This is a genomic window from Novosphingobium sp. Leaf2 (genome assembly GCF_001421325.1).
In the GTDB taxonomy this organism is placed as follows: Bacteria; Pseudomonadota; Alphaproteobacteria; order Sphingomonadales; family Sphingomonadaceae; genus Novosphingobium.
Genome location: NZ_LMJY01000001.1, coordinates 473,413 through 489,142 on the forward strand (window position 1 = coordinate 473,413; position 15,730 = coordinate 489,142).

Annotated in this window: 13 protein-coding genes and 1 pseudogene; 7 read left to right on the forward strand and 7 right to left on the reverse strand. The window is 63.8% G+C overall.

Annotated elements, in window-relative coordinates:
• Positions 1-75: 75 nt before the first annotated feature.
• Positions 76-546, forward strand: a complete 471-nt coding sequence (locus ASE49_RS02355) for a peptidylprolyl isomerase (protein ID WP_056768383.1) — start codon at positions 76-78, stop codon at positions 544-546.
• A 77-nt stretch (positions 547-623) separates the two neighbouring features.
• On the opposite strand, the gene ASE49_RS02360 is transcribed toward ASE49_RS02355, so the two are convergent.
• The 4 genes from ASE49_RS02360 to ybeY all read right to left on the reverse strand — a co-directional run bounded on the left by ASE49_RS02360 (position 624) and on the right by ybeY (position 3,852).
• Positions 624-1,385 (reverse strand): DUF2059 domain-containing protein, encoded by a 762-nt coding sequence (locus ASE49_RS02360; RefSeq protein WP_056768385.1) that lies wholly within the window; start codon positions 1,383-1,385, stop codon positions 624-626.
• A 91-nt stretch (positions 1,386-1,476) separates the two neighbouring features.
• The gene (locus ASE49_RS02365; protein ID WP_200921943.1) at positions 1,477-2,361 is read right to left on the reverse strand and encodes a LysR substrate-binding domain-containing protein; all 885 of its coding nucleotides are present in this window, start codon (positions 2,359-2,361) and stop codon (positions 1,477-1,479) included.
• Positions 2,362-2,414: 53 nt separating this feature from the next.
• A complete protein-coding gene (locus tag ASE49_RS02370; protein WP_056768389.1) occupies positions 2,415-3,338 on the reverse strand; it encodes a hemolysin family protein in 924 nt (307 codons plus the stop codon).
• A gap of 22 nt (positions 3,339-3,360) precedes the next feature.
• Positions 3,361-3,852 (reverse strand): rRNA maturation RNase YbeY, encoded by a 492-nt coding sequence (gene ybeY, locus ASE49_RS02375; RefSeq protein ID WP_056768391.1) that lies wholly within the window; start codon positions 3,850-3,852, stop codon positions 3,361-3,363.
• A gap of 102 nt (positions 3,853-3,954) precedes the next feature.
• On the opposite strand from ybeY, the gene miaB reads away from it, so the two are divergent.
• Positions 3,955-5,313 (forward strand): tRNA (N6-isopentenyl adenosine(37)-C2)-methylthiotransferase MiaB, encoded by a 1,359-nt coding sequence (miaB, locus tag ASE49_RS02380; RefSeq protein ID WP_056768393.1) that lies wholly within the window; start codon positions 3,955-3,957, stop codon positions 5,311-5,313.
• Positions 5,314-5,374: 61 nt separating this feature from the next.
• On the opposite strand, the gene ASE49_RS02385 is transcribed toward miaB, so the two are convergent.
• Complete coding sequence (locus tag ASE49_RS02385) at positions 5,375-5,866, reverse strand: RcnB family protein (RefSeq protein ID WP_056768651.1); 492 nt, start codon at positions 5,864-5,866, stop codon at positions 5,375-5,377.
• Positions 5,867-6,128: 262 nt separating this feature from the next.
• Here ASE49_RS02385 and ASE49_RS02390 point away from each other — a divergent pair, with 262 nt between their 5' ends.
• From ASE49_RS02390 to ASE49_RS02400, 3 genes are all read left to right on the forward strand, one after another.
• Entirely contained in the window at positions 6,129-7,148 is a 1,020-nt protein-coding gene (locus ASE49_RS02390; protein ID WP_056768394.1) for a PhoH family protein, read from the forward strand.
• A 93-nt stretch (positions 7,149-7,241) separates the two neighbouring features.
• On the forward strand, positions 7,242-8,990 hold the full coding sequence (gene argS / locus ASE49_RS02395) for an arginine--tRNA ligase (protein ID WP_056768396.1): 1,749 nt from the start codon (positions 7,242-7,244) through the stop codon (positions 8,988-8,990).
• 4 nt (positions 8,991-8,994) lie between these two features.
• Positions 8,995-9,753, forward strand: coding sequence for an SPOR domain-containing protein (locus ASE49_RS02400; protein WP_056768399.1), 759 nt, complete (start codon positions 8,995-8,997; stop codon positions 9,751-9,753).
• A gap of 44 nt (positions 9,754-9,797) precedes the next feature.
• Here the strand turns inward: ASE49_RS02400 and gyrB are convergent, their stop codons facing one another.
• Complete coding sequence (gene gyrB, locus ASE49_RS02405) at positions 9,798-12,335, reverse strand: DNA topoisomerase (ATP-hydrolyzing) subunit B (protein WP_056768652.1); 2,538 nt, start codon at positions 12,333-12,335, stop codon at positions 9,798-9,800.
• A gap of 503 nt (positions 12,336-12,838) precedes the next feature.
• On the opposite strand from gyrB, the gene guaA reads away from it, so the two are divergent.
• A complete protein-coding gene (gene guaA, locus ASE49_RS02410; RefSeq protein WP_056768406.1) occupies positions 12,839-14,398 on the forward strand; it encodes a glutamine-hydrolyzing GMP synthase in 1,560 nt (519 codons plus the stop codon).
• 294 nt (positions 14,399-14,692) lie between these two features.
• Positions 14,693-14,896 (forward strand): annotated as a pseudogene (locus ASE49_RS18885) (Arm DNA-binding domain-containing protein); the annotation flags it as partial.
• Positions 14,897-14,938: 42 nt separating this feature from the next.
• Here the strand turns inward: ASE49_RS18885 and ASE49_RS18890 are convergent.
• The gene (locus ASE49_RS18890) at positions 14,939-15,676 is read right to left on the reverse strand and encodes a PepSY domain-containing protein (protein ID WP_056768409.1); all 738 of its coding nucleotides are present in this window, start codon (positions 15,674-15,676) and stop codon (positions 14,939-14,941) included.
• Positions 15,677-15,730: the final 54 nt, after the last annotated feature.

The following is a 15,730-nucleotide window of genomic DNA, read 5'->3' on the forward strand; positions in this document are numbered from 1 at the left end:
GCTGCGCCTTATATCAGGCCGCCAAGCCGAAGGCGCCCCGCAGATCGTCGGGTGCCGGCACAAGGAGACATGCCAATGGCCGATGAATTTCTGAACCTGACCCTCGACACCGGCAATGGCGAAGGCGGCGACGTCAAAATCAAGCTGCGCTCCGACCTGGCCCCCGGTCACGTCGAGCGGATCAAGGAACTGACCAACGAAGGTTTCTACGACGGCGTGAAGTTCCACCGCGTGATCCCCGGTTTCATGGCGCAGGGCGGCTGCCCTGACGGCACCGGCATGGGCGGCTCCAAGAAGCCTGACCTGCAGGCTGAATTCAGCGCCGAGCCGCATGTGCGCGGCGTCGCGTCGATGGCGCGCACCAGCTATCCGCACTCGGCCAACAGCCAGTTCTTCATCGTGTTCGACAACGCCACTTTCCTTGACAAGCAGTACACCGTCTGGGGCCAGGTCGTTGAAGGGATGGACGTGGTTGACGCGCTGCCCAAGGGCGAGCCGCCGCGTGAGCCGGGCAAGATCGTCAAGGCCACCATCAGCGAAGGCTGATCGGAAACCTTGCGCGTAGAGAAAGGGCGGCCTTTGCGGGGCCGCCCTTTTTGTTTGCCGCGTGTGGCCGGCGCGGCTTACGGCGAGGGCTCGGCGTGCGCCTTGGTGGCCTCGCTCTTGTCCAAGTCCTGACGCGAAATGCCAAGCAGGCCGGCCAGCTTCGTCTTGTCCGCATCGCTCAGGTCGGCGTACTTGCGCACCGGCGGCAGCGATGCGTTCTTGGCTTTCACCTTTTCCACGATCGCCGGCATCTGCTTCATGAGTTCGGGCACGAACGCCTGCATCTTGCTCATCACTTCGGGCGACATCATGACGAGGTAGGAATCGGCGGCGTATTGCCGCCCGGTGGGCGTGGCGAAGAAGGCGTTGAGTTCGCCCAGCTGGCGCACGTCGTACTTGGCAGCATACGCGTGGGACAGCCCTTCGCGAATATCCGGTTCGAACCGGGTCATCAGCGTGCTCATCTCGCCCATCATCGCGTGCGTGGTCACCCGCATGCGTTCGCGATAGACCGGATCGTAGATTTCCATGATCTGGGCGGTCGTGCCGGGGCCTAGCTTGCTGGCGTCCACGCCGCTGATGCCGGCCAGATCCCGGACGGGCATCTTCATCATGGAGTCCATCATGGAATCCATCATCTTGTCCATCGTCCCGTTCAGCATTCGCGCGTATGTGCCCGTCGGGAAAACGTAATCCACCGTGCGGCGGGCCGCGGCGAGGCGGGCGGGATCAACGGCAGCGTCGGCCTTGGTGGTGGCGGCAGCGGGACCTTCAGGCGCCGCAAGCGCAGGCGAGGCGAGAGCGAAAAGCCCCATGCAGGCGGCAACGGCAAAGCGCATCCAAATTCCCCACTTCAGCGCCGCACCTTGGCGGCAAGGCGCTCCGGATATAGCGTGCCTGTTAAGGCGGGCCAACCGTATGATTGTGAACTTACAGGCCGGCCTGCAGCAACCACTCGTGGAACATACGCACGGGCCGGGATTCCAGCGCCTTAGGCCGGCAGACGAACCAGTAGCGGTAGGGGCTTTCCACGTCGATATCGTACAGGCGCGCCAGCCGGGGGTCGTGGGCACGGCGGAAGTGGTCGTCGTGCATGATGGCGATGCCCAGCCCCTGTGCTGCCGCTTCCAGCTGCAACTGGCCGGAATCGAACCGGTCTACGGACGCGGGCTCCAGGTCAGGCAGGTCTATCGCGTGCTTCCACGCCTCGAGGCTGTCCGGCAAGTCCTGGTGGATGAGGAAGGTTTGGCGCGACAAGCGGCTTTCGTCGGGCGTTGCGCCCAACTCTTGTGCCAAGTCCTGCGAGGTGATGGCGTAGACCTTGTTATGGTCCAGCTGCACGCGGTAGAATTGTGGGTCGGGTTCCTTGGCCAGGATGATCGCCGCATCCAGCGTATCGCCGACGCGGTCTTCCAGATGGGCGCCGGTATCGATGTCGATGTGCAGGCGCGGGTGCTGCTTGCGCAGTTCGGGCAGGCGCGGAAACAGGCGCTGCCCGCCGAACAGCGACGGCACGCCCAGGTGCAGGCGCAGCACCTGGCCACGATCGATCTGGCCTTCCACCGCTTCGGCCAGTTCTTCGAGCTTGGGGGCGATGGCGTTGTAGAACGCCTGCCCCTCGTCAGTCAGCTTCATCGCCTGGTGCTGGCGGGTAAACAGCCGCTTGCCGGTGAAATCCTCAAGCGCGGCGACCCGGCGCGACAATGCGGACGGGCTGAGCGCGAGTTCGTTGGCAGCCGCCTTGGCGGAGCCGAGACGGACCACGCGCACGAAAGCTTCCAGCGCGCGCAAGGGGGGTAATCGACGTAACGCCAACGTGTTTGTCTTTTCACTCGTTCAAGATCGCCACCCGATGCGGACGGCGAGGGTTAATCCGCTTCCGGTTCCAGTTCTTCCACCGGCGGGTGCAGTCGCAGCCGGGTGACGTGGCGTTCGTTGCCGTCCGTCACTTCGATGCGCCACCCGCTTTGATGATTCACGATCGCGCCCACCTCGGGCACTTGCCCGGCCAACACGAACGTGAGCCCACCAAGGGTGTCTACTGATTCTTCCACTTCGGCAAGTCGCGGGTCTATCAGTCGCGCCACGTCGTCCAGTTCCGCCCGGGCATCGGCGTCCCACATGCCTTCGCCGATCGCAACCAGCAAGTCCTGCGGCGCATCGTCATGCTCGTCCTCGATGTTGCCGACGATTTCCTCGACCAGATCCTCGATCGTGATGATGCCATCGGTGCCGGTGTATTCGTCGATCACCACCGCCAGGTGGATGCGCTGCGCGCGCATGTCGGCAAGCACGTCCAGCGCCCCGCGCGACTGGGGCACGTAGAGCGGCTGGCGCAGCAGCGTGGTCCAGTCCTCCGGCGGCGGCGCGCCGCGCGCCAGCAGCGGGAACACGTCCTTGATATGGATCATGCCCTTGATCGCATCCAGCGTCTCACCATAGACCGGCATACGACTGTGGCCGTGCTCCGCGAACGCCTCGATCACTTCGGCCCACGTGGCAGACGCGGGAATGGCGATGATCTCGCTGCGGGGGATCGCCACGTCATCGGCATCGTGCTCGCTGAAATGCAGCAGGTTGCGCAGCATCTGCCGTTCCAGCGGGGAGAGGTCTCCACGCGCGCCCGGCGAATGTCCGGCTTCGCCTTCATGCTCGTTGATAACGTCTTCAAGCTGCGCCCGCAGCGACTGATCGCCATCGGACTGGAACAATCGCCTGAAGGCACGCCAAAGCGTGCCGCTACTGTCGCCTTCTCCCGAGCCCGCCTCGGTATGGCGGCCATTGTCGGCCATCGTGCGCTAGTGCCCCTGTTGCTTAAATCCGGTCCCCATATGGGTCGGGAATGCCAAGGATCGCAAGAGCCTTTGTTTCCAGCGCTTCCATCGTTTCGGCCTCACCCTCGCCGATCTCGTGATCGTGCCCGGCCAGATGCAGCAGTCCGTGGACGAGCAGGTGGCTGGCGTGGTGTTCGAACGGCACGCCTTTTTCTGCGGCTTCACGGGTGCAGGTCTCGCACGCCAGAGCGATATCGCCCAGCATTTCGGGCGCGCCGTCAGCAGCCAGGGCCAACAGGTCGGCCCGTGCAATCATAGGGAAGGATAGCACGTTGGTGGGCTTGTCCTTGGCCCGCCATTCGCGGTTGAGCACATGGATCTCGGCATCGCTGGTGAACAGCACGCTGGCGGTGAGCCGCTGGTTGTCCAGTTCGGGCGCCACCTGCACCAGCGCTTCCAGAGCGGCTTCGGCAAGGTCGGCCCAATCGGTAGTGGTGGGCCAGGGGGCTTCGATGTCGATTTCAAGATCCATGGGCACGGCTGTAACGCGCAGGGCGATGCCGGTCGAGCGGCTAAGCGCGGGGCCGCCATACCCCTCTGTCAAAATGCGCCACGATCGGGTAACGGCGCGCAGATGCAGGACATTAAGAATCCCAGGACGTACCGGGTCAAAAGCTTTGGCTGCCAGATGAACGTCTATGATGGCGAGCGGATGGCCGAATTGCTGTCGGCGCAAGGTATCGCGCCTGCCGCCGATGGGCAGGACGCGGATCTGGTCGTCTTGAACACCTGCCACATCCGTGAGCGCGCGGCGGAAAAGGTCTATTCCGACATCGGCCGGCTGAAGCGGGACGATGGCACGACGCCGCTGATCGCGGTGGCCGGCTGCGTGGCGCAGGCCGAGGGCGAGGAAATCATGACCCGCGCGCCATCGGTCAAGATGGTCGTGGGGCCGCAGGCCTATCATCGCCTGCCCGAGATGATCCGGGCCGCCAGCGCGGGTGAGCGGGTCACCGATACCGACATGCCCGCGCAGACCAAGTTCGATGTGCTGCCCCGCCGCCGGCGGTCCGGCCCTACTGCGTTCCTGACGGTGCAGGAAGGCTGCGACAAGTTCTGCACCTACTGCGTCGTTCCCTACACGCGCGGTGCCGAATTCTCACGCCCCTACGCGGCGCTGGTGGACGAGGCGCAGCGTCTGGTGGAAGCCGGCGCGCGCGAGATCACGCTGCTGGGCCAGAACGTCAACGCGTGGGCCGGCGAAAACGCCGCAGGCCAGCGCGTCGGGCTGGAGAGGCTGATTCGCGAACTGGCGTGCATTCCCGTCCTGGCGCGCATCCGCTACACCACCAGCCACCCCAACGACATGACGCAGGGCCTGATCGATGCGCACGGCGAGATCGACGCGCTGATGCCGTTCCTGCATCTGCCCGTGCAGGCGGGCAGCGATCGGGTGCTCAAGGCGATGAACCGCAGTCACACGGTGGAAAGCTATCTCGCCATTCTTGAGCGGGTACGCGCGGTGCGCCCCGACATCGCGCTGTCGGGCGATTTCATCGTCGGCTTTCCCGGAGAAACTGAGGCCGATTTCCAGCAGACCCTGCAACTGGTGGACGCGGTGGGCTATGCGCAGTGCTTCAGCTTCACGTATTCGCCGCGCCCCGGCACGCCGGCGGCGACGATGGGCGATCAGGTGCCGGGGGACGTGATGGCCGATCGGCTCCAGCGCCTGCAGGCGGCAATCAATCGCAACCAGCACGCTTTCAACGCCGCGTCTGTGGGCAAGGTCTGTGATGTGTTGGTGGAACGGCGCGGAAAGCTGGCCGGGCAGTGGCTGGGCAAGTCGCCGTGGCTGCAGTCGGTCCATTTTCTGGGGGACGCGCAGATCGGCGATCTGGTCCGCGTGGAGATCGTCAGCGCCGGGCCAAACAGTCTGGCGGGTGTGCCGATCGCCGCCCAGCCTTCTCGCGCGCAATCTTCCGCCGCAGCCTGACGCAAATGGCCCCCGGAACGCAAGTTCCGAGGGCCATTCCTGCAAGGGGATGCAGTCGACTTTAGAAGAAGAACCCGTTGTTCACGCGCACAACGCGGCCGCTGCGCAGGTTCACCATCACCACGTCGTTGCCGTAGCGCACCCAGCGGTGACCGGCCATCGGCGCGGGCAGGCGATAACGGGCGTAATCACGCACCCAATACCGGTCGCCGTAATAGGCGCGGTCGAAACGGTAGCCGACCGTTACCGGGCGATAGGCATAGCCACGCGGGCCGGCATAAGCGGGACGACGGTAAATATCGCGGTGCGTACGGCGATAGTCCCGCCAGTCTTCGCGCATTTCACGGCGCGAATCGCGCAAGTCCTCGCGGGCTTCGCGGATGTCGTGGCGATCACCGCGCATCTGCGCCTGGCGAAGATCGCGCTGGTCACGGCGAACTTCGCGCTGGTCTTGACGCACTTCGCGGGCGCTTTGCGCGGATGCGGCCATCGGAACCGCGAGGGCCGGCAACGCGACGCTGGCGGCGATGGCGATGGTAAAGAGCTTGCGCACCATACTTCTCCTTTTTCAAACGGGGCCGTCTGTACCGGCCTTCTGATCGTTGATTGCACCCGTGCCCCTGAATGCGCAGGGAACGCGGCGTGCAGCCTGCGGACATAAATGTCGAAACCCTGTTACAGTTGCGTGCCCAAAAACGGCTGACGCCTTGTTATCCCCGAAGAACACCGGAAAACTTTGATCGCCATCTTGCGAGGTGCGGCGTGCGGAGCCATCTTCAGGACAAGGCGAGACACTCCTCGCATGAAAGGAACGCATGGCCCGTAAAGCAGCCCGTGTCGTTGATCCGGCACAGTTCCGCCCCGAAACCCATCGTCGGGCGCGTGTCGAAGTCGAGTTCGACGAACCCGTGTTGCTGGGGGCCTTGTTCGGACAGTTCGACTCCAACCTGGTGCAAGTGGAAAATCGCCTTGGCGTGTATATCGCGGCCCGGGGCGCGAAAATCCAGATCGAAGGCCCGGACGATTCCGTTGCCCGCGCGCGCGATACCCTCAAGGGCATGTATCACCGGCTGGAAATGGGGCAGCAGCTGGATAGCGGCGCTATCGAGTCGCTGATCGCCATGAGTTCGGAGCCCACCCTGGAAGGCATCATCACCGGCGATGCAGGCGCGGCGCCGATCATGATACGCACGCGCAAGAAAACCATCGTTCCGCGCTCGCCCACCCAGATCGACTACATGCGCGCGCTCGCCCGGTCGGACGTGATCTTCGCGCTAGGGCCGGCAGGCACCGGCAAGACGTATCTGGCGGTGGCGCAGGCGGTCAGCCAGTTGATGACCGGCTCGGTCCAGCGCCTGATCCTGTCGCGCCCTGCGGTGGAAGCAGGCGAAAAGCTGGGCTTCCTGCCCGGCGACATGAAGGAAAAGGTCGATCCGTACCTGCGCCCGCTATACGATGCGCTGTACGATTGCATGCCGCCCGAACAGGTGGAGCGGCGTCTTGCCAATGGCGAGATAGAGATCGCGCCGATCGCGTTCATGCGCGGTCGCACGCTGGCGGATGCCTTCGTCATCCTTGACGAAGCGCAGAACACCACACGCGAACAGATGAAGATGTTCCTCACCCGCTTCGGCCCTAACAGCCGGATGGTGGTGTGCGGCGATCCGCGCCAGATCGACATTCCCGGTGGTGAGCGGATGAGCGGCCTGGCGGACGCAGTGGGCCGGCTGGAAGGTGTGGAGGGGATCGATGTCACCCGCTTCACCGTGGCCGACGTGGTGCGCCATCCGATCGTGGGCCGCATCGTCGAGGCCTACGAAGGGCCGACGGAGTAACGGCGCGCTTTGCTGTCGGGGCAAAGGGGTGCGGCATAGGTCGCCACAGCAGTGTGTTCCCCTTTGCCTGCAAACCGGCTATCCGCGCGCGGTATGACTGAAACGAAGACGCTTTACGCCACGTTCGCCAACCACCTTTCCGCCGCCCTTGATGCGCTGGAAGCGGCCGGCACTTTGCCCGCCGGGCTCAAGCGCGGCGCGATTACGGTAGAGCCGCCGCGCGATCCCTCGCACGGCGATCTGTCCACCAACGCAGCGATGGTGCTGGCCAAGCCCGCTGGCCTCAAACCGCGCGACGTGGCCGAGGCGCTGGCCGCCGAACTGGCCAAGCTGGACACGGTCACCAGCGTCGAGATCGCCGGGCCGGGCTTCATCAACCTGCGCGTGTCAGCAGCGGCGTGGCTGGCTGAATTGCGCACGATCGCGGTGCTGGGCGCGGATTATGGCCGCTCGACCATGGGCGGCGGCGCGTGGGTCAATGTCGAATACGTGTCGGCCAACCCCACCGGACCGATGCACATGGGCCACTGCCGCGGCGCGGTGGTGGGTGACGCGCTGGCGAGCCTGCTGGAGTTTTCGGGCCACACCGTGACCCGCGAATACTACGTCAACGACGCCGGAGCACAGGTTCAGGTCCTCGCCCGGTCCGTTCATGTGCGCTATCGCGAGGCGCTGGGGCATGACGTGGGCGCAATCCCCGAGGGGCTGTATCCCGGCGAATACCTGATCCCGGTCGGCCAGCAACTGGCCGCCGAATTCGGGGATCGCTATGCCGATGCGCCCGAAGCGGAGTGGCTCACGCTGTTCCGCGAAAAGGCGGTGGCAGCGATGCTGGTGATGATCAAGCAGGACTTGGCGCTGCTGGGTATTCACCACGATCTGTTCAGCTCCGAGGCCGAACTGCAGGCATCGGGCAAGCCGGACGAGGCCGAAGCGTGGCTGCGGTCCAAGGGGCTGGTCTACGACGGCGTGCTGGAAGCGCCCAAGGGCAAGACGCTGGAAGACTGGGAGGCGGTGGAATTGCCGCTGTTCCGCTCCACGCAGTTCGGTGACGATCAGGACCGCCCGATCAAGAAGTCGGACGGGACGTGGACCTATTTTGGCGCGGATCTGGCCTACCACTTCCAGAAGGCGCAGAATGCCGATGCGCTGGTGGATATCTGGGGCGCTGACCACGCGGGCACCGTAAAGCGCATCAAGGCTGCTGTGGCGGCGATGACCGGCGCTGATGGCGACCCCACCCCGTTCGAGATCAAGCTGGTGCAGATGGTGCAACTGCTGCGCAACGGCGAGCCGGTGAAGATGTCCAAGCGTTCGGGCAATTTCGTGACGCTGGCGGAAGTGGTGCAGGAAGTGGGCAAGGATGTGGTGCGCTTCACCATGCTGACCCGCAAGCCTGAAGCGCAGATGGACTTTGACTTCGCCAAAGTGGTGGAAGCCTCCAAGGACAACCCGGTGTTCTACGTGCAGTATGCCAATGCCCGCGTGCATTCCACGCTGCGTAAGGGCCTCGCGGAGGGCGGCTTCACCCCGTCACCTACGCATGTCGAGCGGCTTGGCGAGGAGGAGCTGGAACTGGTGAAGCTGGCCGCGCAATTCCCCCGCATTGTCGAAGCGGCCGCCGCTGCACGCGAAGCGCACCGCATCGCCTTTTTCCTGGGCGATCTGGCCGCCGCCTTCCACGGCTACTGGAACGTTGGCAACGATCGGGTGGAAAAGCGTTTCATCGTGGCGCAGGATGGCGAACTTACCTCCGCCCGGCTTTTCCTGGCCGCTCAGATCGGGCAGCTTGTCCGCAACGGCCTCGCGCTTCTCGGCGTTGAGGCGGTAGAGGAAATGTAAGATCATGGCAGGCGCTGACGAAAGCTACTTTCCGCGGCCCGAAAACCGCAAGCCGGTGTTCGGCAACGGCTCTCCGACCAGCCCGTATTTCGAGGGCGATGGCGGCGCGGCTGACACTTCGCGGCAGCTCGAACTGCCCGAAGACGTTCGCCTGCCGTGGCTGGAAGGCGACGACGAGGATTACGAGAATGAACGCCACGGCGGCATCGGCCAGGGGCTGGTGCTGGGCGCGCTCGGCCTGTTGGCGCTGCTGGTTATTGCCGGCGGCGTGATATGGGCGGTGAAAAGCCGCCCGTCGCCAACGCTGGTTGCCGATGGCGGTGTGATCGCCGCGCCCAAGACGCCGTACAAGGTGCGCCCCTCCAATCCCGGCGGCGAAGTGGTGGCCGGCACGGGCGATACCAGCTTCGCGGTGGCTGAGGGACAGTCGCGCTCACCCCAGATAGACAAGAGCGACGATACGCCCGCGCCGGGCTTTACCGCAGCCGGGGCATCTTCCGCCGAAAAGGCAGAAGCGGCGCCTGCTGGGGGCGTGGGCGTACAGATCGGCGCCTACGCTAACCGCGATCAGGCCGAGGCAGGCTGGGCCACGCTCAAGTCACAGTACGAGCCACTGGGCGCGGTCAATCATCGCATCGTGCAGGGCAAGGCCGATATCGGCACCGTCTATCGTCTACAGGCCGTGCCGGGAGACAGCGCCGCAGCCCGCTCGCTGTGTGCGGGCATGAAGGCTGCCGGACTAAGCTGCCAGGTCAAGAACTGAACCCGAAATAAACTCTCCCGGATTGTCCGGGAGAGCATGGTTCGTCAGACGTCCAGGTTCGCCACGTTCAGCGCATTTTCCTGGATAAATTCGCGGCGCGGTTCGACGATGTCGCCCATCAGGCGGGTAAAGATCTCGTCAGTAATGTCCGCGTCCTCTACCTTGACCTGCAGCAGCGCGCGGTTGTCCGGGTCAAGCGTGGTTTCCCAAAGCTGGTCGGCGTTCATTTCGCCCAAGCCCTTGTAGCGCTGGACGGAAAGGCCCTTGCGGCCCGCTGCCAGCACCAGCTCCAGCAACTGGCTGGGCCGGGTGATGCCATCCCCGCCGTGGGCCGGGCGGGCGGCGACAGGCTGGTCCTCGCCTTCCACCTCGATGGTGTCCAGCGTTTCGGGTTCGGCGGCGCTGCCACCGCCGCGCACGAGACGGGCGACGCTTTCGTAGACGTCCGCATGTTCACCGGCAACGCGCGCCAGCTTGCGGGCTTCTGCGCTGGACAGGAAGCTGGACTCGATCTTGTGATGATCGGTGACCCCGCGCCAGAGGCGTTCGACTTCGACGGTGCCGTCATCGGTCAACCGGGCCGACCACTTCGCTTCGGTGTCGCCGCGATCCAGCCATTGTCCGGTGCGGGCCAGCGCGGCCTTGCGGGCATCGGTGTCCAGATCGGGTTCCAGCGCGCCGGAAAGCGCCAGCGCCTCGATGATCGTGTAATCGTAGCGGCGAGGCACGAAGGCCATCAGGTTGCGCAGGCGCATCGCATGTTCGACCAGCGCCTCCAGATCCTTGCCGGAACGCGCACCCGTGGTGCTTTCCAGCACCCGGCCGTTAAGGCCAGCCTCCACCAGATACCGGTCGAGTGCGGCGTTGTCCTTGAGGTAGACTTCCGAGCGCCCCTTGGCGACTTTGTACAGCGGTGGCTGAGCGATGAACAAGTGCCCGGCGCGGATGATGTCGGGCATCTGGCGATGAAAGAACGTCAGCAGCAGAGTGCGGATATGCGCTCCGTCCACGTCAGCGTCGGTCATGATGACGATCTTGTGGTAGCGCAGCTTGTCGAGCGTGAAATCGTCGCGGATGCCGGTGCCCATCGCCTGGATCAGCGTGCCCACTTCCTTGGACGAGATGATGCGATCGAACCGCGCGCGTTCGACGTTGAGGATCTTGCCCTTGAGCGGCAGGATCGCCTGGATCTTGCGATCACGGCCCTGCTTGGCGGAACCGCCGGCGGAATCACCCTCGACCAGGAACAGTTCGCACTTGGACGGATCGCGCTCCTGGCAATCGGCCAGCTTGCCCGGCAGGCTGGCGATGTCCATCGCGCCCTTGCGGCGGGTGAGTTCGCGGGCACGCTTGGCGGCTTCGCGCGCGGCGGCGGCATCGATGATCTTCTGCACGATCGACTTGGCGTGCGCGGGGTTTTCCTCAAGCCACTCGGTCATCCGGTCGGCCATGAGGCTTTCGAGCGGCTGGCGCACTTCGGAGCTGACCAGCTTGTCCTTGGTCTGCGACGAGAACTTGGGATCGGGCAGCTTGACCGAGACGATCGCGGTCAGCCCCTCGCGCATGTCGTCGCCGGTCAGCGAAACCTTCTCTTTCTTGAGCAGGCCGGACTTTTCGGAGTAGTTGTTCAAGGTACGCGTCAGGGCCGCGCGGAACGCCGCCAGGTGGGTGCCGCCATCGCGCTGGGGAATGTTGTTGGTGAAGCACAGGACGTTTTCGTAGTACGAATCGTTCCACTCCAGCGCCACGTCGATGCCAACGCCGTCGCGTTCGGACGAGATGGCGATGGGTTCGGCGAGCAGCGGGGTCTTGTTGCGATCCAGATACTTCACGAACGCCGCGATGCCGCCTTCGTAATACAGGTCGTGTTCCTTGACCTCCTCGTGGCGCTTGTCGCGCAGCTTGATGCGCACGCCCGAATTGAGGAACGCCAGCTCGCGATAGCGATGCTCCAGCTTGTCGAAATCGAACTCGGTAACGTTCTTGAACGTCTCGGTAGAGGCCAGGAAGGTGACGCGGGTGCCTTTCTTGAAGCCCTGGTCATCGGGGTTCTGATCGACCTTGGGGGCAGGGCCCTTCACTTCCAGCGGCGACACGGCGTCGCCGAAAGCGAACTTCATCCAGTGCTCCTTGCCCTCGCGCCAGATGGTCAGTTCCAGCCATTCGGACAAGGCATTCACCACGGATACGCCGACGCCGTGCAGGCCGCCGGACACCTTGTAAGCGTTGTCGTCGCTGGTGTTCTCGAATTTGCCGCCGGCGTGCAGCTGGGTCATGATCACTTCGGCGGCGGAAACACCTTCCTCCGTATGAATACCGGTGGGAATACCGCGCCCGTTATCTTCTACGGAAACCGAACCGTCCGGATTGAGTTCTATCAAAACCAGATCGCAATGCCCGGCCAGCGCTTCGTCAATCGCGTTGTCGGACACTTCGAACACCATGTGGTGCAGGCCCGAGCCATCGTCGGTGTCGCCAATATACATGCCGGGGCGCTTGCGCACGGCATCCAGGCCCTTGAGGACCTTGATGGAATCGGCGCCATAGGCGTTCTGGTTCTTGGGTTCGGGATTGGTGGACATGCCCAGCATATAGGGTTTGGCGCCCGCAAACCCAAGCGAAACCGCCACCGGCGCCCGTGTTTTCCACAAGCGTGCCGGGAGCGGCCGCGCCTCGCGGTTACAGGCGCGGAAACGCAAAAGGGCGACCTTGCGGCCGCCCTTCTCGTGAGTCGATTTCCCCTTCGCCCGCCGTTGACGCGGGCGTTCCGGCTCAGGCCAGGGTAAGGGCGAACACCAACGCGCTGGTACCCAGCGCGGCGGCGAAACCGAACGTCCGGTGGACGATGGTCATTGGTATGCTCCTGCAAACATTCTTTTCATTTTATCGCATGCATGGGGCGTTTCGCCGTCATGCTGCAAGTGCGAAATAGGCTCGATTGAATTTGATGCAACTTCGTTTCGAGCAAAGAGAGTTGCGCGTTGTGCAACTGCGCCCACACGCCGCCCCAATCAGCCTGCTGCCAGCGCTCCCCTCCTGCACACGGCCTCTGGACAGCTACAGCGCGCGCGATTAGGTGCCCGACATGAATATCCAGACCACCGAATCCGTCCTGATCGTCGATTTCGGCAGCCAGGTGACCCAGCTTATCGCGCGCCGCGTGCGCGAAGCCGGTGTCTATTCCGAGATCGCGCCGTTCACTACTGCCGAGGAAGCGTTCCACCGTCTAGATCCGGTGGGCATCATCCTGTCAGGATCGCCGGCCTCGGTACTGGATGAGGAAGGGCCGCGGATTCCTGCCGCGATCCTGGAAAGCGGCCGCCCGATCCTGGGCATCTGCTACGGCCAGCAATCGCTGATGCATCAGATGGGTGGCTCGGTCAGCGGCGGGGACGGCGGCGAATTCGGCCGCGCGTTCATCGAGATCCAGGATGGCTGCGCGCTGTTCAACGGCTTGTGGAGCGTCGGCGAAAAGCACCAGGTGTGGATGAGTCATGGCGACAAGGTGACCAGCCTGGCGCCCGGTTTCCGCCCGGTGGCATCAAGCCCCGGCGCCCCGTTCGCGGTCGTCGCTAACGATGACAAGCGCATCTACGCCATGCAGTTCCACCCCGAAGTGGTGCACACGCCCGATGGCGGCAAGCTGCTCAAGAACTTCGTGCGCCATGTCTGCGGGATGCCCGGTGACTGGACGATGGCGGAATTTCGCAAGACCAAGATCGACGAGATCCGCGCGCAAGTGGGCAGCGGCCGGGTCATCTGCGGTCTGTCGGGCGGTGTCGATTCCGCCGTGGCGGCGGTGCTGATCCACGAAGCGATCGGCGACCAGCTGACCTGCGTGTTCGTGGACCACGGCCTGATGCGCCTTGGCGAGGCGGATCAGGTCGTCTCACTGTTCCGCGGGCATTACAACATTCCTCTCGTCCACGTGGATGCCTCCACCTTGTTTCTCAAAGGATTGGAAGGGCTCACTGATCCTGAGGCCAAGCGCAAGTTCATCGGCAAGACCTTCATTGACGTGTTCGAGGACGAAGCGAGGAAGATCGGCGGCGCGGAATTTCTGGCGCAAGGCACGCTTTATCCCGACGTCATCGAATCGGTCAGCTTCACCGGCGGGCCTTCGGTCACGATCAAGAGCCACCACAATGTCGGCGGCCTGCCCGAGCGCATGAACATGAAGCTGGTCGAGCCGTTGCGCGAACTGTTCAAGGACGAAGTGCGCGATCTGGGCCGCGAGCTGGGCCTGCCCGATGTGTTCGTAGGGCGCCACCCGTTCCCGGGGCCGGGCCTGGCCATCCGCATACCGGGCGAAGTGACCCGCGAACGCTGCGACATCCTGCGCAAGGCCGATGCCGTCTACCTCGAAGAAATCCGCAACGCGGGACTATACGATGCGATCTGGCAGGCGTTCGCCGTACTGCTCCCGGTCAAGACCGTGGGCGTGATGGGCGATGGCCGCACCTACGACAGCGTTTGCGGCCTGCGCGCCGTCACGTCCACCGATGGCATGACCGCCGACATCTACCCCTTCGACGCCGCGTTCCTGAGCCGCGTCGCCACGCGCATCATCAACGAGGTAAAGGGCATCAACCGCGTGGTCTATGACTACACATCGAAGCCGCCCGGCACGATCGAGTGGGAATGATTTAGGCCCCTCCAGAGGGGGCCGGGACTACGCCGGAATACGACGTAAGTGTCTGATAAAATTTATTTTTATCGCAGCGACGTTCAACGACAATCGGTGGGTAGCATTCAAATCCGTCAGGTGATCTGACGGTATCGCCTCCCCTTGTTCATCGCCAAAATCGCCGTTACCGTCAGGGATACAACAGCCCATGACGGTAATTTTTTCCGCCTAAGCCACTGGAAACGGTGTGCTTTTCGGGTCGGGAGAGGTGCGTTTTGGGGGTGACCATAAAAATGATCGGAGGCCCTGGCAATGTTGACCGACGCAGCACTCAAGCATTTGAAACCAAAAGAGAAAGCGTACAAGGTTACGGACCGTGACGGCATGTATGTGCGCGTCGGGACGAACGGCACCATTTCCTTCCGCCTGGATTACCGTCTGAACGGCAGGCGGGAGACCGTAACTATCGGAAAATACGGGCCTTCCGGCGTTTCGCTGGCACGCGCCCGAGAGAAGTGCATCGACGCCAAGCGCATGGTCCAGGAAGGGCTATCGCCTTCAATTGAAAAGCAAAGGGACAAGCGCCGGATCAAGGAGGCCAAGAGCTTTGGCCAGTTCGGCGAGAAGTGGCTGACTGCGGCGCCGATGGCCGACAGCACCCGCGCGATGCGCCGCTCGATCTTCGAGCGTGAACTGCTGCCTGCGTGGCGCAATCGGCTCCTGTTCAGAAGCGTGCCAACGGCAGAGGTGCGATGCAGCCACTGCCACAAGCGCGGACGCAAGCGCGATCCGCAACCAACGATCCAGTCGATCTGTCGCACCGAAGAAGGAAGCACTCAGCAATGTCGCCGCGCTGACCATCAGCCAAATCAGCGTCGGCAATGCCTCGCTCGTGCCGATCAGTGTACCCCCGACGGCAAGTGCAATGCCAAGCGGCTGTCCCCATTTGATAGCGAGCCATAGCTGCTCGCAGACCGGAGCCGGATGCCCCTTGTCACGTCGACGGCGGAGCCAAATCTGCGTGCCGGTTGATGTCGTCACGCAGAGTGCGATCCCGAGCAGGCCATAGGCAATCTTCACACCTATGCCGCCGAACCATCCGAAATGGATGGGCTGGGTCGCCAAGAGAAGTCGTTGCGGGAACGAGTGCGGCCGGGTCACGCTGGAGTAAATCTGCCGGCCATCACCGTCGAATACGATCCGCGTAGCACGGAGCAGCGGATCCGCGTTGCGCAAACCGATCCCCATCCGCTGGCCGCGCGTGCCCGGCTGCTGTATGTCGATCGCCTCGATCACGGCAGTGGGCGATGATCGACGAACCCGCTCCACCAGAGGAGTGATTGGCGGCAG